This is a genomic window from Actinomadura meyerae (assembly GCF_900188445.1).
Taxonomy (GTDB): Bacteria; Actinomycetota; Actinomycetes; order Streptosporangiales; family Streptosporangiaceae; genus Spirillospora; species Spirillospora meyerae.
Genome location: NZ_FZOR01000004.1, coordinates 115,349 through 136,697, shown reverse-complemented (window position 1 = coordinate 136,697; position 21,349 = coordinate 115,349). Strand labels below are relative to the sequence as shown.

The window sequence follows — 21,349 nt, the reverse complement described above, 5'->3', positions numbered from 1 at the left end:
GAACGAGCGGATTCCCGGCCTCCCCGGGCCTACTGAGCAGTCTGCCCGGCCTCGGCGGAAGGTGCTGATCCACGCACCTTCCGCCGAGGCACTCCTGCCGACTCCTCGGTTCAGCGATCGGGTGTCACCGTGATCGCGCACCTCGGCCGTCCAGGACGGCTGACGCAGGCGGGTGGGGTGGCCGTCCGTCGCGCTGGCCACCGCCGTTCACTGGGTGCGGGCGGGCGGGACGAGGTTGCGTAGGCGCTCGCGCCGGTGGCGGGCTGGTTGTGGCCGTTGGGCAAGGGGCCGCGGTCGGTGTCAGGGGCGCGCTGATCGGCTTCGGGGTGTGGTGGGGGTCGGAGATCTATCGGGGCGCGATTGGTCGGTGGGCGGGAAGTTCCGTGGTTGTCCGGAGGCGGACGAGGGGTTGTACGCGGTTCAATCTTTTCGGGGGCGGGGCGCTTCTAGGATGTTCAGGCCTGACGCGGGGTCAGGTGGGGTGAAAGGGCGGTGCAGGGGTGGCCCAGTTGGCCATTGCGAACTCGTTCATGCCGCAGTACGCGAAGCTCGAGCCGAAGGTGCGCAAGGGTGTGGACGCGGCCATCGGGAAGTTCGCGGAGCACACGCATGCGGGGCTGCATCTGGAGAAGCTCAACAATGCCAAGGATCCGCGGATCCGGACGATCCGGATCGACCAGTTCTGGCGCGGCGTGGTGCTGGCTCCGGACAAGGGCGACGTCTACTGCCTGCTGGCCGTGATGGCTCATGATGACGCGATCGAGTGGGCGCGGAGCAGGAAGTTCTCGGTGAACCAGGCGATCGGTGTGCTGGAGGTGCGGGACCAGGTCGCGCTGGAGGAGTTGTCGCCGGCGCTGGAGCAGGCCGCGGAGGGGAAGGTCTTCCGGCTGCTGGGGCACGTGTTCGAGAAGGACCTGCTGCGGCTCGGGGTGGACAAGGACGTGCTTCCCCTCGTCCGGCTGCTGACGGAGGACGCGCATCTGCTGGCGCTGGAGAAGCTGCTGCCGGAGCCGCAGTACATGGCGCTGCTGGCGCTGGCGCAGGGGATGAGCGTCCAGCAGGCGTGGGAGGAGGTCGCGAAGTACCTGCCGGCGGAGGAGAAGCCCGCGGCGGTGGACCCGGACGATCTGGTGACGGCCATGCGGCGGACGCCGGGGCAGGTCGTTTTCGTCAATGGGCCCGAGGAGCTGCGCGACATTCTCGAGCATCCGTTCGACACGTGGCGCATTTTCCTGCATCCCGTGCAGCGGCGGGTGGCGCTGCGGCCCTCTTACAGCGGGCCCGCTCAGGTGACGGGCGGCGCCGGGACGGGCAAGACGGTGACGGCGCTGCACCGGGCGAAGTTCCTCGCGGGCAAGGGCGGGCGCGTCCTGCTGACGACGTTCACGCGGAACCTTTCGGAGGCGTTGGAGAAGCAGCTCGATCTGCTCGTCGATGACGCCGCGGTGCGCGAGCGGATCCACGTGAAGAACGTCGATTCGCTTTCGTATTCGATCGTCGGACGGCATCACAAGCCCGGTATCGCGAGTGCGGACGTGCTGGAGCCGCTGTGGGAGGAGGCGGCGGAGGGGACGCCGTTCTCGCCGACGTTCCTGGAGCGGGAGTGGGAGCAGATCGTCCTGGCGCAGGGGCTGGAGAGCGAGGAGGAGTACCTCGCGTGCACGCGGGCGGGGCGCGGGGTCCCGCTGGGGAAGGCGCAGCGGGCCGTGGTGTGGCGCGCGATCGGCCATGTGGTGGACGGGCTGGCGGAGGAGGGCAAGTCGACGTTCCACCAGCTGGCCAACGAGGCCGCCGACCTGGTGGACGGCCCCGAGTACGACCATGTGGTCATCGACGAGGCGCAGGACATCCACACGGCGCAGTGGCGGCTGCTGCGGCGGCTCGTCAAGGAGGGCCCGGACGATCTGTTCATCGTCGGTGACCCGCATCAGCGCATCTACGACAGCCACGTGTCGCTGGCGAGCCTCGGGATCAACGTGCGGGGCCGCAGCACCAAGCTGAAGATCAACTATCGGACGACGCAGGAGATCCTGGCGTGGTCGGTGCCCCTGCTGGGGCGGTCGCCGGCGCAGGGGCTGGACGATTCGGCCGACACGCTGGACGGGTACCGGTCGCCGATGCACGGGCGGCGGCCCGTGGTGAGGGCGTATCCGGACATGGACGCCGAGCTGGACGGGCTCGTCGAGCAGGTGCGGGCGTGGCTGGACGCCGATGTGGAGGCGGGAGCGATCGGGGTCGCGGCGCGTTACGTGTGGGTGGCGCGCAAGGCGGCGAAGCGGCTGAAGGAGGCTGGCATCACCGCCTACCAGGTGCCCAGTAAGACGCCGGGTGTGCAGGTCGGGTCGATGCACAAGATGAAGGGGCTGGAGTTCCGGTGCATCGCCGTCATCGGGGCGGACGAGAAGTCGCTGCCGTCGGCGAAGGCCATCACGCCGGAGGGTGAGGACCCGAAGGCGCATGCGCAGGACGTCCAGAAGGAGCGGTGCCTGCTGTTCGTGGCGTCCACGCGCGCGCGTGACCACCTGTACGTGTCGTACTCGGGGTCGCCTAGCCCGTTCCTGCCTGGCTGAGGTCGTAGAGGAGGGCCTGTAGACCGGCGGCCTGCGGGTGGTCGTCGCCGTACAGGGCGGTGACGTCGGTCAGGAGTTCGGTGAGTTCCTTGCGTGCTTCGCCTGCGCGGCCCGCGGCCAGTTCGAGGCGGGCTATGCGTTCGCGGAGGCGGAGCGTGAGGGGGTCGTAGGGGCTGCCGGGTGTGAGGTCGTCCAGGAGTTCGCGCAGGTGGGCGAGGGCGGTGCCCGTGGCGCCGAGGTGGGCTTGGCTGACGGCCTCCTGCTCGCGGCAGTTGAGGACTTCGGGGGCGTCCGGTCCGTACACCTCGGACAGGATGACGGCGGCGGCGCGGTAGGCGTGGACGGCGCGGCGGTAGTCGCCGCCTTGGAAGAGGGCTTCGGCGAGGTCCAGGCAGAGGCCCATGTACTCGGGGTCGTCGTCGCCGAGGGCGAGACGGGCGGGTTCGGTCAGGCCGGAGAGGAGTTCGGCCGCCTGCGTGTAGCGGCCCGCGGAGGCCAGGTCGCCCGCTTCCGCGCGCGCTTGGGCGACGTCGTCGTAGGTCGGGAGTTCGACGGGTTCCGGGGACGCTTGGGGCTCGTCGCGGCTTCTGCCGGTGAGGCGGATGCGGCTGACGGCCTTCGCGTACAGGTGCTGCGCCGGGATCGTGTCGACGATCCCCGGCAGCGGCTCCAGGGACGACACGAATTGCAGGAGACGGTGGTACACGTCGTCGGCGTCGGCCGGGCGGTCCCCCGGCTGCTTGGCGAGCAGTTGCAGGACGAGGGCGTCCAGTGCGGGCGGGATGGCAGGGTTGAGTGCTCTCGGTGAGGTCGGGACCTCGTCCTCATGGCGGCGCAGTACCTCGTAGGCGTTGGTGCCGGGGAAGACCTGGCGGCCGGTGAGCATCTCGTAGAGGACGCAGCCGAGGGAGTACAGGTCGCTCTGCGGGCTCGGACTGCCGTACACCTGCTCCATGGACGTGTAGCCCGGCGTGTAGGGGGCGCCAAGGCCGGTGGTGGTGCGGCGTACGTCGCCTGGGCCGAGCCCCACCGCGGCACCGAAATCAAGGACTTTGACCGACCCGTCCCGGCACAGCATCAGGTTGCTGGGCTTGAGGTCGCGGTGGACGAGCGGACGGCGGTGCGCGACGTTCAGCACCGCGCACACCTGGGCGGCTATCATCGACGCCCACGAGACGGAGAGCCTCTCCTCGGCGTCGAGGACGTGGGCGATCGTCGTGCCCTCGACGTACTGCATGACCAGGTAGAAGCATCCGTCGTGGCTGCCGAAGTCGTAGACGGTGGGGACGCCGGGGTGCTCGAACCAGGCGGTGCTGCGGGCCTCCTGCTCGAACCGGCCGACGAGGGCCTCGTCCGCGACGCGGGTGAACTTGACGGCGAGGCGCCGGTCGAGGAACCGGTCGTAGGCGCGCCACACCTCGCCCATCCCGCCGCGCCCGATCGCCTGATCGAGCTCGTACCGCTCGCCTTCCCCGAGGAGCTCGCCCCGCCGCAACGCCCACCTCCGCTCGCCCGTCCAGGCAGCGTACCGGCGGCGGGGGCGCGGGCGCGGCGGCGTCAGCCGGGCGGGCGGAGGGTGCCCGCGCCGAGCCCTTCGAGGCCGAGGCGCAGGACGTCGGCGCCGAGGCGGTGGGTGTCGCGGAGTGCGGCCTCCAGGTCGGTGAGCCTGCGGAACGCCCGGCCTAGTTCGGCCTGCTCGTCGAGGGTGAGGCGGGGCAGGCGGGCGCGGCGGACGTCGAAGCGGGCGGAGGACGTCGAGCTGCGCAGCCGGGCGCCCTGCGCGCCGAGCAGCAGCCATCCGGCGACGAAGTCGGGGTCGGTGCGGGACGGGTCGGCGCGCACGAGGGCGAGGCCGGGGCCGAGCACCGGGCCGCCCTCGGCGATGACGCGGGCCACGGGGTGGCGTGCGGACAGCGAGACGACGACGTCACCGGGGGCCACCTCGACGTGGTCGGGGTCCGCGGCGGCCTTACCGGTGGGCCCCTGCCCCTGGGCGACGTCGTCCAGGGTCAGGACGGGCACGTCCCCTTCGTCCATCCGCACCTTGACGGGAGGACGGAGTATCTCCACCACACCTGCCTTGGCCAGCTCACCGATGGTGGTCATGGGGACGTCGGCGCGCGCGCGAGCCTGCGTCAGGGACGACAGTTCCGCGACGGCTCGCGGTAGTTCGGCGGCCTGCTTCTCCAGGCGTTCGCGAGCGGCCACGAAGGAGCCTTCCGCCGTCGGGGCGCTGCGCTGCGGCAGGTGGCGGGCGGGGGTCAGGTCGACCTCGTCGTCCAGCAGGTCGATGATGCGCACGACGGCGCTGGAGTCCGGCCCGGGGGACTTGCCCTTCGCGTAGCGGCGCCAGGCGTCCAGGGCCGTTCGCTCGAAGTCGCCGGGGTCGGAGGACGTGTCGACCATCAGGACGTCGTCGGCGGGTGTGTCGCCAGGGGCCGGACGTCGGAGGACCCACACGGTCAACGCGACGGCCATGTTGGGCACCGCGCCCGGGGGCAGGCCGATGACGGCCCGGAGCGTCCCTCGGCGGAGCAGTTCGGCGCGGACGCGGCGTCCGGACCGGCGGACCGCCACCGCAGGCGGCAGGAGCATGACGACATGCCCCCCTGGCTCGACGTGGGCCAGGCCGTGCTGGATCCACGCGAGCTCCGATTCCATGCGCGGCGGCAGGCCGTACTCCCAGCGCGGGTCGCCCGTGAGCTGCTCGTAGCCCCAGCCGCGGTCGTTGAACGGCGGGTTGGAGACGACGAGGTCGACCGTCCGCCCGGGGAAGGCGTCGGCGAGGAGGGAGTCGCCGGGGCGGACCTCGGCGGGCGCGCCGCGCAGCGCGAGCTGGATCGCGGACATGCGCGCGGTCGTGTCGTCGATCTCCTGGCCGAGGAGCCGCTCGATGTCCTTGAACAGCGTGTGGGCGGCCTGCAGGTAGGTGCCCGTCCCGCAGGAGGGGTCGAGGACGGTGCGCGCGGGCCCGCCGAGTTCGAGCATCAGCCGGACGACCGGTTCCGGTGTCACGTACACGCGGCGGCTGTGGTGCTCCAGGTAGCGGGTGCGCAGGAACTCGAAGGTGTCGACGACTCCCAGCTCGTCCACGAGCTGGGAGAGGGCGCGGACGAGCGGGACGGGCGACGGCGGTGTCAGGTCGGCGCGCGCGCGGACGGCCTCGGGCAGCATGGGCGCGATCTCGTCGGGCAGGACGCGCGCGATCTCCTCGTCCGGGGCGGATGACAGCTCCGCCCAGCGGCCAGGACGCGCGCGCAGATGGAGCAGGAACGCGCCGGCGAACGTGAGGACGTCGGCGAGGTCCGTACCGTCGGACGCGGCGGCGCGGAGGGTCTGCCAGACGCGTTCGCGGACGGGCGAGTCGGCGAGCTTGCCCTGGCCGCGCAGCCAGTCCTCCACCTCGGTGAGGGAGAACGTCGGGCTGACCGCCGTCCCGCCGACGGGCTGGGGGAAGTCGTCGTGCCGCCGGCGCCAGTTGCTCACGGCCGCGCGTCCCACCGCGGCCAGGCGGGCGATGTCCGCCGCGGTCACCGTCGCGTCGTTCGGCACCGGCGCTCCTTTCAGCCGACGTTCAGGATCGGCATCACCCTAGTGCCTACCACGCCGGTTGATCTGATTCACGTCGTCGCCGGCGGCGGGCACCGTCGCTCGCCGAGCGCACATCGAGTCACCCGTTGACGGCGTTCACACCGCCAAGACTTCGATTACTTACAGTGACTTCATCGTGGCGCATCGTTTACCATTGCCTGATGCGGGTGCGGCACGAGTTCGGGGTGCTCGGGCCCCTGGAGGTCAGGCGGGACGGGGTCCCCCTGCCGATCGGCGCGACCAAGCTCCGGCTGCTGCTGGCCGCCCTGCTCGTGGACGCCGGTCACGTCGTGCCCGTCGACACGCTGGCGGACCGGTTGTGGGGCGAGGATCCGCCGGCGCGGGTGAGGAACACCCTGCAGAACTACGTCATGCGCCTGCGGCGGGCGCTCGGCGAGGGCGGTGCCGGGATCGTGCTGACCCATCCCCGGGGTTACATGGCCGAGGTCGAGCCGGACGCCCTGGACCTGCACCGGTTCGGCGCGCTCGTCCGGCAGGGGCGCGCGGAACTGGAGGCGGGCGGCGCGGCCGACCGTGCGGCGGCCCTACTGCGGCAGGCGCTGGGGCTGTGGCGGGGCGAGCCGCTGTCGGACCTGCCGCCCGACCTGCTCCAGGACGTCGTCCCCGCCCTGACCGAGCAGCGCCTTGACGCGGTCGAGCTGAGCATCGACGCCGACCTGGCGCTGGGCCGCGCCGCCCACGTTCTCCCGGAGCTGCGCAACCTCATCGGGACGCATCCGCTGCGCGAGCGCTTCTGGGCGCAGCGCATGCGGGCGCTCTACCAGTGCGGCCGGCAGGCGGAGGCGCTGGAGTGCTACCGCACGGTGACCGCGCTGCTCGCGGACGAGCTGGGCATCGATCCGGGGGCGGAGTTGCAGGACCTGCACCGCCGGATCCTCGCGGCGGCCCCCGAACTGCGCCCGGCGCCCGGCCCCGGCCCCGGCCCCGGCACCGTGCCGCGGGCCCGGAGGCCGGGGAACCTGCCGGCCGAGACGACCAGCTTCGTCGGACGGGAGCGCCTGCTCGCCGAGGCCCGCCGGACGCTCGACGGCGCCCGGCTCGTCACGCTGACCGGGGTCGGCGGGGTGGGCAAGACGCGCCTCGCGCTGCGGGTCGCGGCCGAGTCCGCCGCGTCCTTCCCCGACGGGACGTGGCTCGCCGACCTGGCCGTGCTCGCGCCGCGGACCGATGCCGAGCAGCTCGACCGGACGGTCGCCGAGTCGCTCGGCCTGCGCGACCAGTCGGCGCGCGCCCCGGCCGACGCGGTCGCGGATCATCTGCGCGACCGGTGCCTGCTGCTCGTCCTGGACAACTGCGAGCACCTGGTCCAGGCCGTCGCCGCGCTGGCGCTGCGGCTGCTGCGGGCGGCCCCCGGCCTGCGGATCCTCGCGACGAGCCGGGAGCGGCTCGGCGTGCCGGGCGAGTACGTCCTCGTGGTCCCGGGCCTCGCCGTCCCGGGCCTCGCCGTCCCGGATGAAGAGGGCGCACACCACACCGAAGGCGGCGCACACCGGAACGGCGACCGCGCGGACGCCGTCCGGCTCCTCGCCGACCGGGCCGCCGCGTCCGTACCGGGCTTCGCCGTCACCGCGGGCAACCGGGACGCGGCCGTGCAGCTGTGCCGCCGCCTGGACGGCATCCCGCTCGCCATCGAGCTGGCGGCGGTGCGGCTCGGCTGCATCGGCGTGGAGGAGATCCTCGCGCGCCTGGACGACCGTTTCCGGCTGCTGTCGATGCCCCGCGCGCGGACCGGCGGACGCTACCGGCACACCCTGGGCGGCGTGGTCGACTGGAGCCACGAGCTCTGCACCCCCGGCGAGCGGCTGCTGTGGGCACGGCTGTCGGTCTTCGCGGGCGCGTTCGACCTGGAGGCGGCCGAGGCGGTCTGCGCGGGCGGGGGCATCGCCCGCGATGAGGTGATGGATCTGCTCGCGGGCCTGGTCAACAAGTCGATCGTGATGGCGGGCGACACCGGGGGCAGGACCCGCTACCGCATGCTGGAGACCATCCGGGGCTACGGGTGGCGGCGCCTCCGGGAGCTGGGCGGCGAGGACGAGACGCGGGTCCGGCACAGCCGGCACTACCGCGATCTCGCGGTCCGCGCCGCCACCGGGTGCCACGGGCCGGACGAGGTCGCCTGGCTGCGGCGGCTGAGCCGGGAGCTGCCCGACCTGCGCGCCGCCCTGGAGTTCTGCGCCGGCGCCCCCGAGCACGCCGGCACCGGGCTGGAGATCGCGGTCAACCTCATCCGGGCGCGGTCGTGGTTCTTCAGCGGCACCATCGGCGAGGGCCGCCACTGGCTGGAGCGGTTGTCGGCCCGGTTCGACCGGCCGCCCGCCGCCGTGCGCGCGCCCGCGGCGGCGATGCGGGCCTTCCTGGTGCTCGTCCAGGGGGACCGGGAGGCGGTGCCGGGCGCGATGGCGGAGTGCCGCGCCGCGGTCGGCCCCCGCTCCCCCGAGTCGGCCTACCTCGAAGGCATGCACGACCTGCTGATCCACGGCGACCCGGGGTCGCTCCACCTGCTGGCCCGCGCCCGGGAGGGGTTCCGGGCGGCGGACCGGCCGGGCGACGCCCTCATGGCCACCATGTTCTGGGCCATGTCCGCCGTCTTCCTCGGCACCCGGGACATCGCCTTCCGCGCCTGCGAGGTGTTCCGCGCGGAGGCCGAGGCCGCGCGGGCCGAGTGGCTCGCCTCCTGGGCGGTGTGGTCCGAGGGGCTCGCCGAGCTGTGGCACGGCAAGCCCGTCCTGGCCCTGCCGCTCCTGCGGGACGCCGTCGTCCGGCAGCGGTCCGTCGAGGACGAGTGGGGGCCGGTGTGGGACGTGGAGGCCCTGGCGTGGACGGCCGCCGCCATCGGGCGGCACCGGCACTCGGCCCTGCTGCTGGGCGCCGCGCACCGGATGCGGACGGCGACGGGCGTCGCGATGATCGGCCTCGCCCCGTTCCAGGCCGCGCACGCCGAGACCGAGCAGCTGGTCCGCGGCGCGCTCTCCGAGGAGTCGTACGCGGAGGCGTGGAACCGCGGCGACGGCGCCGAGGACGGCGTAGGCCTCGCGCTGGCCGTGGTGGACGAGATCTCGCCGTTCCGCGGGGGCCCCGGCGGGAGGTGACCGGGGCGTGACCGCCGGGCGACCGCCCCGCGACCGGTGTGACGGCCCGCTCGGACATCGTCGCCCTGTGACACGCGACACCGCACCGGGCGGCGGCCCGGTCCTTGATCTGGGAGGTCCCGTGCCCCGGGACAGTGATCGTTCGCCGGGCGGCGCCGGCCCGTGGTTCGGCGAGCGTGCGCAGCGTCAGATGGCGGCGCTGTGCGAGGCGTCCGGAACCGGAGGGGACGCGGCCCGGAGCCTGCTGGGCACCGCGCTGGAACCGCTCGCGCGGCTGTCGCTGCTGGATCCGCCGCCCGCGCGGAGCTTCGTGTCCGACGACCACTCGCCGGTGGAGTTCTCCCTGGCCTTCACACCCGGCGCCGCCCCGGTGCCCCGGGTGCTGCTGGAGCCCGGCTGCACCGACGACATGGCGCGCAGCGGCCGCGTCGGGCTCCGGACGGCCGAGCGGCTGGCCGTGCGCGGCGTCCTGTCGTGCGCCCGCCTGCACGCGCTCTCCGACCTCTTCTTCCCCGCCGCGCCGCACGGGCCGTTCGCGCTGTGGCTGGCGCTGGAGTTCCCGGCCGGACGTCCCCGCGCGAAGGTCTATCTCAACCCGGCGGCGGACGGCCCGGGACGCGCGGCCGACGCCGTCGCCGAGGCGCTCGCCCGCCTCGGGTACGGGGACGCGTTCGCCGGGCTGCGGCGATGCGCCGACCGTCCCGAAGACTTCCTGTTCTTCGCGCTGGACCTGGGAGACTGGCCCGCTCCCCGGGTCAAGGTCTATGTGAGGCATCGGGACTTCTCCCCCGCCGAGGCCGCCGCCGTCTCCCGCGCCATGCCGGGAGGCCACCCCGGGCGGGTGGCGGAGTTCATCGATCTCGTCGCCGCCGAGCGGCGGCTGCGGCGGCGGCCCCTCATCTCCTGCTTCTCGTTCACGCGGGCACGCACCGGACGGCCCAGCGGCTACTCCGTGCACGTCCCGGTGCGCGACTACGTGCAGGACGACCGCCAGGCCAGGGACCGCGCGGCGGACGCACTGCGCCGGTACGGCATCGACGAGCGGCCCCTCGACAGGGCGCTGGCGGGCCTGACATCCCGTCCACTGGACGCCGGCGTCGGGCTGATCTCCTACCTGACGCTGGCCCAGGCCGACCGGTGCCCGCCCCGCGTGACGGCGTACCTCTCCTCGGAGGCGTACAGGGTCCAGCCCGTCCGCCGGAGCTCCGTCCGCCGGAGCACCGTCGGCGCACCCGGCAGCGGTGAGCCCGGCCCGATGATGGCCGGGCGGTGACCGGGCCGATGGAGCCGTACCGGATCAAGGCCGTCGAGCCCCTGCCGCGCACGACACGGCCGCAGCGCGAGGCGGCGCTGCGGCGGGTTCACTACAACCTGTTCGAGCTGCGCGCCGAGGAGGTCACCATCGACCTCCTCACCGATTCGGGCACCGGAGCCCTGTCGTCCGGGCAGCTCGCGGCGGCGATGTCGAGCGACGAGTCCTACGCCGGGTCGGCGTCGTTCCACCGCTTCCGCGACGCCGTCGAGGAGCTGACGTCCTATCCGCACATCCTGCCGGTGCACCAGGGCCGGGCCGCCGAACGCATCCTGTTCTCCACGCTGGTGGGGCCGGGCAAACTCACCCTCAGCAACACCCACTTCGACACGACCCGCGCCAATGTGGAACTCGCCGGCGGTGAGGCCCGCGACCTCCCCTGCCCGCAGGCGCGGGACCTGGACGGCGCCGGGCCGTTCAAGGGGAACATCGACATCGAGGCGCTGCGGGCCGTCCTGGAAGGCCCGGAGGCGTCCCGCGTCGTCCTGGTGCTGATGACGGTCACGAACAACGGATGCGGCGGCCAGCCGGTCTCCATGGCCAACCTCGCCGAGACCGCCGCGGTGTGCCGCCGCCACGGCGTCCCGCTGTTCCTGGACGCGGCCCGGTTCGCCGAGAACGCCTGGCTGGTCACCCGCCGGGAGGCCGCCTACCGCGGCAGGACGCCCCGTCAGGTGGCACAGGAGGCGTTCCGGCTGGCCGACGGCTGCCTGATGAGCGCCAAGAAGGATGGGATCGTCCACATCGGAGGATTCCTGGGGTTGCGCGACAGCGCGCTCGCCCAGCGCTGCGAGCTGCTGCTGATCGCCACCGAAGGGTTCCCCACGTACGGCGGGCTGGCGGGCCGCGACCTGGACATGATGGCGCTCGGGCTGGCCGAGGCGCTCGACCCCGGCCACCTGGCCTCCCGCGAGCAGGCCGCCGCACACCTGGCCGGACGCGCCCGCGCCGCGGGCGTCGGCATCGTCGAGCCGCCGGGGCTGCACGCGATCTACCTCAATGCCGGGCGCTTGCTCCCGCACATCCCCGCACACCGCTTCCCCGGCCAGGCGCTGGCCTGCCAGCTGTACCTGGAGGGCGGGATCCGCTCGGCCGAACTGGGTTCGCTGTACCTGGGCCGGGAGGACGAGCACGGCGAACCCGTCATCAGCGCGCCGTACGAGCTGGTCCGGCTCGCGCTGCCGCGCCGGGTCTACACCCGCGGGCACCTCGACCATGTCGGCGACGTCCTCGCACGGATCGCCGACGACCCCGGCGGTGTGCCCGGCTACCGCATCACCGGGCAGGCCCCCATCCTCCGGCACTTCCGCGTCCGGCTCGAACCGGCCCACGACATGGCCCCCGCAAGCCTCCGAGGAGGAAGAGTATGAACGGTACCGAGCAGCAGGTGCGGAACTACTACGACTCGGCCGGGCCTGCGTACCTGCGGTTGATGGGCACCACCTGGCACCACGGTGACGTGGCCGCGCACCGGAGGGGCCTCAGCCCCGCCCAGGCCGCCCAGGATTTGGAACGCCACCTCGTCTCCGCCGCCGGACTCCGCCCGGGAGACCGCGCACTCGACTTCGGGTCGGGCGTCGGCGGCGCGACGGTGTACATGGCGGTATCACCGGCGCCCACTGGACCGGCGTCTGCAACAACGAGTGGCTCACCGCGCAGGCCCGCCGCCTCGCGTCCGAGGCCGCCCTGGAGGCCACGGTCACGTTCGAGACCATCGGAGACGAGGACTACAAGACCCTTCACGCCTGGGGCGACGCCACCTTCGACTGCATCACCTGGTTCGAGTCGGTCTGCCACCTGCCCGACAAGGACGCCTTCTTCCGCGCGGCCTACCGCGTCCTCAAGCCGGGCGGGCATCTGCTGGGCGTGGACTGGCTCCAGCGCCCCTTCGGCCCGTACCGGACGCCCGACGAGATAGCGCGGTGGATGAAGCCCGTCGAGGAGGCCATCTGCATCCCCTGGCACGGCACCGTGGACTCCTACCGCACGATGATCGGCGACGCGGGCTTCGAGGTCCTGACCGCCGAGGACCTGTACCCCGGCGTCGAGTGCTGGGGCAGCACACCGCCCGAGGACCGCGCCCGCTGGCTCACCTACGACGGCCCGGACGGCGCGCGCTTCCAGGAGGGCAAACGCGCACTGGACGCCGCCCGCGGCGCGGGAGTGTTCACCGTCGGCTCCTTCACCGCCCGCCGCCCCGACTACTGATCAGCGCGCCCGAGCGGGTCGCACCGGTCACCGGTCAGAAGGGCAAGGGAATCTCCCCGCTGTGGTAGGCGTGACGGCGAAGGTCATCGAGCGTGACGGGGGACGTCTCCAACTGGACGCTGAGACGGGCGAGGAAGTCTTCGGCCTCGGCGGCACCGAGCTTCCTAGACGCGGTGACGCGGTTTAGCGCACGCTCAAGGATGGCCGCGCGGCGCAGGCGGGGGTCATCGCACCACAGTTGCAGTACGTGGCTGCGGGCTGTCACATAGGAGCCGAGGCGGACCAAGGGGAAGGTTCCCTTGCGGCCGTCCGCCGCAGTATGAGCCCTGAAGCGGGTGGCGGGAAGGGTGAGACGCAGGGTCCCTGCGTCGGTCCATCGCAGCTGGGCCGGGTCGATGTCGCGCTCGGCGAGCCAGCCACCGAACTCGGCGCGGACGTCGCTGGAGTCACCCGCGTCGAGGGTGCCGGTCAGTGCGGGCCAACCGAGGCAGAGGCGGCCCAGATGCTCGTCGTGGGTGTCGGAGACGGCGGAGTACGCCAGCAGGGACGGCCCGCCCGAGGTCCGGGTGCGGATCACGTAGCAGGGAAGGTACGCGTGGTCGAGGGCGCGGAAGGCGACCTCGCGAAGTTCGTCCGGGACGTTGAAGTCCCGCCGGTCGGGGCGCTCCGCGAGGCGCTGCAAGGCGTCCTCGCGGAAGGCGCACGCGTGGCTCATCAGGCGGTGCCACTTCTGTTCGGTGGCCTGCGCCCTGTCCCAGACGACGACCTTGCGCCCGTAGTACGCGGCCGGGAGGGGGCCGCCGAGCACTCCGTCGAAGTAGAGCTTCTGCCTGTCGCGCTTGGGCACGTAGCGGGTGTCGTCGCGGACGGACCGGGCGCCGAGGTCGGTGAGGGCGTAGCTCCCGTCGGGAAGGCCGGCGACGTGTCCCACGCCACCGAGGAAGCGCAGGACGCGTTCCACCATCGCCTCGTCCAGCCCGAGGAAGGCCGCGATCTCCGGCACGGTCCGCAGCCCGGCCTCGGCGATGGCACGGCCGACGAAGCGGTCGAGCAGGTCGTACGGCTGGCGTTCCTCGATGAGCGCGTCGATCTCGACGGCGAACAGCGGCAGCGCGATCCGATGCAGGCGGACGGGCGTCGTGCCGGGCATCGCGGCCGCGTCCTCCACGGCACGGGCGGCGTCGTAGAGCGGATCCCTCATCATGCCTCCTGTCGTGCGATCAGCGGCCGGATCTCGCGGACGTCGCGCGAATCGCCGTTGTGGTGGACATGGCGGAGCAGCGCTTCGGCCATGGACCGGAAACCCGGGTCGGCCGCGCGCATGAGGGTCGTGGAATCGCCCACGAGGATCAGCAGCCTGCGGGGGCGGGAGAACGCGACGTTGGCACGGCGGAGCTCATCCAGGAACCCGATGGCGCCCCTGGCGTTGCTGCGGGTGAATCCGAAGACGATGAGGTCGCGTTCGCCGCCCTGGAACGAGTCGACGGTGCCGACTCCGGCGGCCGCCCGCTCCTCGTCGGCGATGCGTCCGGCGAGCATCTCGGTGACCAGCCCGACCTGGGCTTGGTAGGGGAGGATCACCGCCCAGTCGGCGACCCTCCCGTCATAGTGGCCGACGAGGTCGGTGATGACCTCGGCCTCGGCGTCGTTGGCGTAGCCGGTATCGGCCCAGCGCTCGTCCGGGCGGGGACGGCGTTCGTGGCGTCGCCGCTGGGGAAGGCCCGCGGTGTCGACGAACACCAGTGGCGAGTCGAAGAGCGCGTCGCGATGCGGGCGATCGACGTCCGACTCCAGGAAACCGTTGTAGAACTGCCGGGAGACGAACCGCGCGACGACCGGTGGCATGCGGCGCTGGTAGCGCAGGATCTCGCGGTGTCCTTCGGGTACGCCGGGGAAGAGCAGCTCGAAGGCGCTCTTGGTGACGAGGCCGTGCGCACGGGGATCGTGTCGCGCCCAACGCTCCACCTGCTCGTCGACGAAGGGCGGTAGCTGGTTGTGGTCGCCGACCAGGACGGCGCGGCGCGCCCGCACGAGGGGGACGAGCACGTTGGGAGTGCTGATCTGCCCGGCCTCGTCGACGATGGCGAGGGCGAAGTCGAGCCCTTTGAGCGCGGTGGTGGTGGCGGCGCCGATGCAGGTCGCGCCGATCACGTCGGCGTAGCGAATCAGTTCCGGGTAGAGCTGCTCGGTACGACTGCCGAGATGCCCGCGCCATTCGGCCAGCAGGCCCAGGCGGCGGCGCATGACGGCCAGGGCCCGTGCGGCCAGTTCAAGGAACGTGTCCAGCTCGGGCAGGCCGGGGCCCGGCTGGTCGGGGACGGGGACGCCGTAGATCAGCGCCCGGAGTTCTTCGGCGTCCGCTGCCGCCGCCAGGGCACGCCGATGGGCCTCGGTCGTCGCGTCGTCCAGCGCACTGCGGAGTTTCGACAACTCGGGCGAGGATTCGCGGATGCGCCGGGCCTCCTCGATGGCGGCCGCCCGGTCCTGGAGGACGCTGTCGAGCGTGGCCTCGAGGTGCTCGCGATGGAGTTGCCCTCGCCGATGCTCGTCGGCGAGACGGTTCGCCCGTCCCCGCAGCAGGGGACCGATGAGCGGCCAGCGAGCCCTCGCCTCGGCGCGCTCGCGCCGGTCGGCCAGTGCGGCCAGGCACGCACCATGGTCGGCGAGTTCGCGACGATGCTCTTCGGCGGCGGCGCTCAGGTCGCGCGCCCGCTCGTCCATCGGCGCGGTGAGCTCGTCGGACCGTCTCCGAAGTGCGGCGGAGACCTCCTGCTGGTCGACCTCCGCCTCGTGCAGCGCATGGATCGAGGCGTCCAGTTGCCGCAACCAGCCGGCCGCCTCGCCCTGATCCGCTTCGGCGGATGCGTAGGAGCGGAAGGCCGTCTCGGTCCGGCGGAGGATCTCTCCCTGCAGCGTCGCTGCCTGTTCCTCCAGTGTCAGATGCTCACAGCCGGGCGTGACGCCGTCCTCCCGGCCGACGCGCAGTACCACCAGGTCGGTGGGCAACTCCTGCAGCACGTTGTCGACGGCGCGGTTGGTGTAGGAGGTGACGAGAACCCGTTCACCCCTCGCCGCGCTCGCACGGGCGATCTCGGTGATCGTGCGGGTCTTGCCGGTGCCCGGTGGCCCGAGGATCAGGCCGACGTCCGGCACCGCGAGCGCCTTGCGGAACGCCGATCGCTGGCTGTCGTCGAGGGCGCGGGCGGGCTCGGCCGCATACGGGGTGAAGGGCCGGAACCGGTGCGCGGCGAGGACGTCCAGCAGGTGCGGGTTCGCGGAGTGTCCGTCGCGGAGCATGCGCACCGCCTCCGCCTGCCGGTCGAACGGGATGGTCGAGGGGGATTCGGTGAAGGCGCCCACCCGGGGGATCGCGTCGAGGTCCACGGGGCGTTCGAAGCGGACGGTCATCAGGGTGCCGCGTAAAAGGTCGACGCGTCCGCGCAGGTCCGGCGCGCCGCGAACGTGCAGGCGGGTGCCGACGAGCGGGCGGTGGCTTCCGGTGAGCAGGAAGTCGTGGACGCTCCGGGCGGACCTGCGGCGCGCGGCGGACGCCTCCACCCGCCGGTAGGAGATCATGCCTTCGGTGCGGGCGGCGGCCAGTTCGACGCGGCGGCCACTCTCGATCACGGCGTCGAGGGCGTCGAGGAACTCCTCGTGCGCTTTCGGCGTCGTGGGCTCGGCGGTCCTCGGGGCGGTACCGCCCCGGTTGAGCAGCCGCCACCGCTCTTGCAGGAGGTCCCAGTGGGCGTCGGCGTCGAACGGCAGTTCCTGGATCCGGTCGTGGTAGATCCATGCCGGGGCCTGGATGAGCAACGCGCCGCGGACGATGTCGTCGTGGTGCCCGAAGTTCATGGGATAGGCGTTGCTGACCGAGTATCCGTTCCCGCGCTCCCTGGCGTAGAGGGCCAGGACGTACCGGCCGTCGATGTAGATCTCGAGGAAGGCGCTCCGGTCAGCCTGCCCGCTCTTCACCCGCGCCGGAACCGGTCCCCGGTGCGCCATCTCGCTGAGATCACTCCTGATGCCCTCCACGTCGGGGAGGAACGGGTAACGGGCCCGCCGCTCCGCCAATTTCTCGACGAAGCGCATCGAGGAGATGAGATGGATCGCGCTTGGCAGGTCGACTTGGTGGTCGGGCACCACGCCACTCCGTTTCGGCCGTTGTGCGTCGGGGGTGTCAGTACCGGCGGTCCGGGGAGGAGCGCCGCCCATCGGGGGTCTCGATCGCCGTCCGCAGGCTCGATACGAAGGCTCGAACGGGAGGCCTTCGCGCGGGGTCAGCGTCCAGCGCCCGGAGGAACATGCCGTCGCACCTGGCGGGGACGGCCGGGTTGAGCACCGAGGGCGCCACGTGGCGTCCGCGGCGACCCGCGGGGCGCCCGGTGATCAGCTCGTAGAGGATGCGCGCCAGGCGGTGGACATCGGCGGGCGGTCCGGGCGGCGTGGCGCCCGCTGCCTGTTCAGGCGCGTGGTGGAGGTCGTCCTTCTCCCCCGCCCGCGGCGCGGTCGCGGCGAGGCCGAGGTCGCGGAGCAGGGCGGTGCCCGGTTCCGGCATCAGGATCGTTCCGGGGCTCAGTGCCCTGTGGGACAGGCCGCGGTCGTGCAGTGCCCCGAGCGCGTCGCCGAGGCGTGGAAGTGCGCCCGCCAGCAAGGTCAGCTCGTCATGTGAGGGCAGCGGCCGGGTGCGGGTGAGACGGTCGCGGAGCGTCACGGGCGACGGCATCGCCGTGACCAGGCTGATCGTCTGCGGTGTCATCTCCAGGCCCAGCAAGGACGGCAGGCCGGAGTGAGGGGGCAGTTCGAGGAGCAGCGCTGCCTCATCGGCGAGTGCGGCCCGCAGGCCGTCCGTCCCCGGAGGGGCGTCTGACCTGCGCAGCCAGGCATGTCCTTCAGTCGCGCCCTCCCCGTACACGTGCCCCTGGCACCAGGTGCCCGACCCGCCGGAGTGCACGGCCGTCTCGTAGGCGCCTTCCGTGTGGTCGGCGACATCTCGGTGGACGGCGCGCTCGGCGCAGAGCCGGTACGGTTCGCCGTCCACGACGATGACATCACCCGGGCCCGGCGGCCCGCTCCGCGTGTGACGGCCGGCGGCGGGAGTCGATGGCCGACTGGCGAGCACGGCCGTCCACGACTCGTGGTCGCGTTTGAGTTGCAGGAGCTTGCGGCGCGACCACACCCGCCGCCCGTCCCCTTTGTCGATCATGCGGTGGTCGGACGGGCAGAGGAGCACCAGGTTGTCGATGCCGTCGATGTCGGCGGGCCGATCGACGGCGCCCCGGGGCCCGCCGGGCTTCTCCGCGACGATGTGCGCCGCTTCGGCGATGTGGTAGTCGGCGCCGCCGGGCGTGGCCTCGATCACCAGGGAGCGCTGGCACATCGCGCACCGGCCGCCACCACGCTCGAACAGCCTTCGACGGGTGGACTCTGAAGCAGGCACGCGCAGATGGTAGCGAACCACCCGTGTCCGACCGAGTAAGACGACGATTGACCGATACGACACGGTTGCTGGCTCTATGTGGGTAAATGATGGATTCACGCCTTATGTGACGATGCTCCGGCGGCCGGGCATGCCCCTTCCGCAAAGCGACGGCGGCGGGCATCCCCTGCGCCTAGGGTTGACTCATCCCGGTAATCGAACGCGTAGGTGATCGTGACTGCAATGCTGTTCCGGACCACGGACTACTCTGTCGCCCATCTCGTCGAGGCCATCGACCGCGGAGACGTCGCCCTTCCCGACATTCAGCGCCCCTTCGTGTGGAAGGCGACCAAGGTGCGGTCGCTCTTCGATTCGATGTACAAGGGCTTCCCCGTCGGTTTCCTGTTGTTCTGGGAGACCGACGCGGAGCCGGGTGCGCGGCGGATAGGCAGCGGGGACGCCGTGCCGCGCAACCTCATCGTCGACGGTCAGCAGCGGCTCACCTCCCTCTACGCGGTCATGAAGGGCATCGACGTCCTGCGCGAGAACTACGACAGGACCCGGATCCGCATCGCGTTCCGTCCGGCGGACGGCAGATTCGAGGTCACCGACGCGGCCATCGAGAAGGATCCCGAGTTCATTCCCGACATCAGCGTCCTGTGGACCGAGCCCGGGTTCCACGGCATCGTCCGGAAGTTCATCGAACGCCTGTCCTCGCGCCGGGAGGTTGCGCAGGAGGAGCAGGACCACCTCACCGAGGCGCTGGACCGCTGCCGCGATCTCAAGAACTACTCCTTCAAGGTGGTGGAGCTCTCCCGGTCGATCGACGAGGAGCAGGTCGCCGAGATCTTCGTCCGGATCAACAGCGAGGGAGTGACGCTCAACCAGGCCGACTTCATCCTCACGCTGATGAGCGTCTTCTGGGAGAAGGGACGCGTCGACCTGGAGGAGTTCTGCCGGAGTGCGAGGCAGCCGACCTTCAACGGCGAAACGGCGTTCAACTGGTATCTGCGGCCGCAGCCGGACCAGCTCCTCCGCGTCAGCGTCGGGCTGGCCTTCCGGCGCGCGGTCCTCAAGCAGGTGTACCAGCTCCTCCGCGGCAAGAGCGGGCCGGGAATGAGCCGCGACGAGCAGTTCGCGAATCTGGCCGAGGCCCAGTTCCACGTCCTCGACCTCGGGAACTGGCATGCCTTCTTGCAGTGCCTGGAGCGTGCGGGTTTCCGCGGCGCGAAGATGGTGTCGAGCGACAACGCCGTGCTGTTCACGTATGCGATCTGGCTGTTCGGCCACAGCCGTTTCGCCGTGCCGGCGCGACGGCTGGAGTCGGTGATCGCCCGCTGGTTCTTCATGGCGCACATGACCGCCCGCTATTCGGGCACGTTCGAGACGCGGGCCGAGCGGGACTTCGCCATGTTCGGCGCTCTCCCCGATGGGGACGCGGACGCCTTCTGCGCCGCCCTCGACCGGGTCATCGACTCCACCCTCACCAACGACTTCTGGAACATCGGGCTGCCGAACGAGCTGGCGACGTCGGCGTCGAAGTCACCGAGCCTGTCCGCCTACCTGGCCGCTCTCAACATCCATGACGCGCCGGTGCTCCTCTCGCGGACGAGCGTGCGCACGGTCCTCGACCCCGCGAAGACCAGCAAGAACGGCATCCGGCGGCACCACCTGTTCCCGCGGGCGCATCTGCAGCGCGCCGGTCAGATCGGCGGGGCGCAGCTGAGCAACCGCATCGCGAACATGACCCTGGTCGACTGGAAGAGAGGCTCCGGTGAGGACGACCCGGCGCGTTTCTGGCCCGCAGAGGTCGAGGCGTCCGGTCTCACCGAGGACGAGCTCCTTCGCCAGCGGTATCTGCACGCCCTGCCGGACGGCTGGGAGGAGATGGGATACCAGGACTTCCTGTCGGCGAGGCAGGCCGGAATGGCGCGAGTGATCCGGGACGCGTTCACGCTTCTCGGCGACCCGGACTACTCCCCCGACTATCCGTCCCCCGACGGGCAGGCGCGGATCCCGGTTCGCCGGACCTTTCACGGGGTGCAGCTCTCCGACCTTGTCGAGCGGGGTGTTCTCGAGGTGGGCGCGACGCTCGTCGATCGCCGAGTCGACGGTGAGAACGCGACGGCGCTGGTGACGTCGGAGGGCTTCATCGAGATCGAGGGCGAGATCTACGAGTCCCCGTCCGCCGCGGCGGCGGCCGTCCTGGGGACGACGGCGAACGGGTGGGAATTCTGGCACACCCCGGTCGACGACGTGGTGCGCCCCCTGTCCGCTCTCAGGTCGGAGTACATGCGGCAGTCGGGGCGGCTTCAGTCCGCGGACGAGTGAGCGGGGAGGTCGCCGAAGCAGTCCAGGACGTAGGCGCACCAGGCGATGGCGACCCGGACGGCCAGACGGCTGTCCCGGTCGTCGATGCCCGTCACGGCGGTCACACCGCCGTGCCCGTCGCCCGCATTGTTGCGCAGTCTGTTGACGCCGATCGCCGCCTGCTTCAGGCTGCCCAAGATCTCTTGGATGTTCCGGTGTTTACTGGTCGACCAGGTGTCCACGCTCGTCAACGCCCTGTCGATCAGGTCGGGCACCTTCGCGTTACGAGGGACGGTGCCCCCCGTCCGCACGATGATGATCTTCGCGGTCGACTCGATCAGGCGCTTGGCCGCCCCGATGTCCTGGCTGGGGTCGGCGCCGAGGTTGCGTTCCAGGCGGGTGAGTTCGGCACGGATCGCGGACGCGTCCGCGAGTACCCGCCCGGCGGTGTCGGCCAGTGAGCGGATCGCGGCCATGGGGTCGCCCGCCTTGTCGACGTGGTAGCCGTCGGCGGCGAGGCAGTCGCGCAGCCGGGCGAGCCTCCCCGGAGTGGCGTTCGGCGCGTTCTGGTAGATCTCGGAGAGTTTCGCCGCGGCGGCCAGTACCGAGTTCACCGTGGAGCGGTCCGCCAGGTCGAGTGCCTTGAGTGTCCTGACCAGCCGCTGCCTGACGTTGGGGACGATCACCGCGCCCCGGTCGCGGACCGGCGGCAGCACCTCCAGTGTGATGCCGGCGTCGCCGAGGACGCGTTCGACGTCGGGCGTCGAGCGGGCGAGGTCCGCGATCGCACCGATGGACGCGTCGCTCAGCAGCCTTCCTTCGGACATCCGTC

Annotated in this window: 12 protein-coding genes; 6 read left to right on the top strand and 6 right to left on the bottom strand. The window is 72.0% G+C overall.

Annotated features, from left to right (window positions below; all coding sequences use genetic code 11):
• Positions 1 to 500 precede the first annotated feature (500 nt).
• Positions 501 to 2,570: a UvrD-helicase domain-containing protein gene (locus CHF16_RS06460; protein WP_089324986.1), complete on the top strand. Its 2,070-nt coding sequence runs from the start codon at positions 501 to 503 to the stop codon at positions 2,568 to 2,570.
• On the opposite strand, the gene CHF16_RS06455 is transcribed toward CHF16_RS06460, so the two are convergent.
• Together CHF16_RS06455 and CHF16_RS06450 are read right to left on the bottom strand one after the other, a co-directional pair.
• Complete coding sequence (locus CHF16_RS06455) at positions 2,548 to 4,065, bottom strand: serine/threonine-protein kinase (protein ID WP_089324985.1); 1,518 nt, start codon at positions 4,063 to 4,065, stop codon at positions 2,548 to 2,550. The genes CHF16_RS06460 and CHF16_RS06455 overlap by 23 nt on opposite strands.
• Before the next feature lie 62 nt (positions 4,066 to 4,127).
• Positions 4,128 to 6,122, bottom strand: coding sequence for an N-6 DNA methylase (locus tag CHF16_RS06450; RefSeq protein WP_089324984.1), 1,995 nt, complete (start codon positions 6,120 to 6,122; stop codon positions 4,128 to 4,130).
• A 200-nt stretch (positions 6,123 to 6,322) separates the two neighbouring features.
• Between CHF16_RS06450 and CHF16_RS06445 the strand changes: the two genes are divergently transcribed.
• The 4 genes from CHF16_RS06445 to CHF16_RS06430 all read left to right on the top strand — a co-directional run bounded on the left by CHF16_RS06445 (position 6,323) and on the right by CHF16_RS06430 (position 12,791).
• Positions 6,323 to 9,271, top strand: a complete 2,949-nt coding sequence (locus CHF16_RS06445; protein WP_281259326.1) for an AfsR/SARP family transcriptional regulator — start codon at positions 6,323 to 6,325, stop codon at positions 9,269 to 9,271.
• Positions 9,272 to 9,392: 121 nt separating this feature from the next.
• Positions 9,393 to 10,544 (top strand): tryptophan dimethylallyltransferase family protein, encoded by a 1,152-nt coding sequence (locus tag CHF16_RS06440; RefSeq protein WP_218826544.1) that lies wholly within the window; start codon positions 9,393 to 9,395, stop codon positions 10,542 to 10,544.
• Positions 10,541 to 11,953, top strand: a complete 1,413-nt coding sequence (locus CHF16_RS06435) for a tryptophanase (RefSeq protein ID WP_218826543.1) — start codon at positions 10,541 to 10,543, stop codon at positions 11,951 to 11,953. Before CHF16_RS06440 ends, CHF16_RS06435 begins: the two co-directional genes overlap by 4 nt.
• A gap of 235 nt (positions 11,954 to 12,188) precedes the next feature.
• On the top strand, positions 12,189 to 12,791 hold the full coding sequence (locus CHF16_RS06430; RefSeq protein WP_089324982.1) for a class I SAM-dependent methyltransferase: 603 nt from the start codon (positions 12,189 to 12,191) through the stop codon (positions 12,789 to 12,791).
• Positions 12,792 to 12,825: 34 nt separating this feature from the next.
• Here the strand turns inward: CHF16_RS06430 and CHF16_RS06425 are convergent, their stop codons facing one another.
• From CHF16_RS06425 to CHF16_RS06415, 3 genes are read right to left on the bottom strand one after another with little or no spacing between them, the layout of a single operon-like run.
• Positions 12,826 to 13,992 (bottom strand): hypothetical protein, encoded by a 1,167-nt coding sequence (locus CHF16_RS06425; protein ID WP_089324981.1) that lies wholly within the window; start codon positions 13,990 to 13,992, stop codon positions 12,826 to 12,828.
• Positions 13,992 to 16,931 (bottom strand): AAA domain-containing protein, encoded by a 2,940-nt coding sequence (locus CHF16_RS06420; protein ID WP_179271414.1) that lies wholly within the window; start codon positions 16,929 to 16,931, stop codon positions 13,992 to 13,994. The genes CHF16_RS06425 and CHF16_RS06420 overlap by 1 nt, the downstream gene beginning before the upstream one ends.
• A 37-nt stretch (positions 16,932 to 16,968) precedes the next feature.
• The gene (locus tag CHF16_RS06415; RefSeq protein WP_143227895.1) at positions 16,969 to 18,228 is read right to left on the bottom strand and encodes an HNH endonuclease; all 1,260 of its coding nucleotides are present in this window, start codon (positions 18,226 to 18,228) and stop codon (positions 16,969 to 16,971) included.
• A 222-nt stretch (positions 18,229 to 18,450) separates the two neighbouring features.
• Between CHF16_RS06415 and CHF16_RS06410 the strand changes: the two genes are divergently transcribed.
• The gene (locus CHF16_RS06410) at positions 18,451 to 20,538 is read left to right on the top strand and encodes a GmrSD restriction endonuclease domain-containing protein (RefSeq protein ID WP_089324978.1); all 2,088 of its coding nucleotides are present in this window, start codon (positions 18,451 to 18,453) and stop codon (positions 20,536 to 20,538) included.
• On the opposite strand, the gene CHF16_RS06405 is transcribed toward CHF16_RS06410, so the two are convergent.
• Positions 20,520 to 21,344 (bottom strand): abortive infection family protein, encoded by an 825-nt coding sequence (locus tag CHF16_RS06405; RefSeq protein WP_089324977.1) that lies wholly within the window; start codon positions 21,342 to 21,344, stop codon positions 20,520 to 20,522. The genes CHF16_RS06410 and CHF16_RS06405 overlap by 19 nt on opposite strands.
• Between the last annotated feature and the right edge of the window lie 5 nt (positions 21,345 to 21,349).

Excerpts from the sequence above, each read along its gene's own strand:
- CHF16_RS06425 (WP_089324981.1), bottom strand. The coding sequence starts at position 13,992 with ATGAGGGATCCGCTCTACGACGCCGCCCGTGCCGTGGAGGACGCGGCC.
- CHF16_RS06410 (WP_089324978.1), top strand. The coding sequence starts at position 18,451 with ATGCTGTTCCGGACCACGGACTACTCTGTCGCCCATCTCGTCGAGGCC.
- CHF16_RS06445 (WP_281259326.1), top strand. The coding sequence starts at position 6,323 with ATGCGGGTGCGGCACGAGTTCGGGGTGCTCGGGCCCCTGGAGGTCAGG.
- CHF16_RS06405 (WP_089324977.1), bottom strand. The coding sequence starts at position 21,344 with ATGTCCGAAGGAAGGCTGCTGAGCGACGCGTCCATCGGTGCGATCGCG.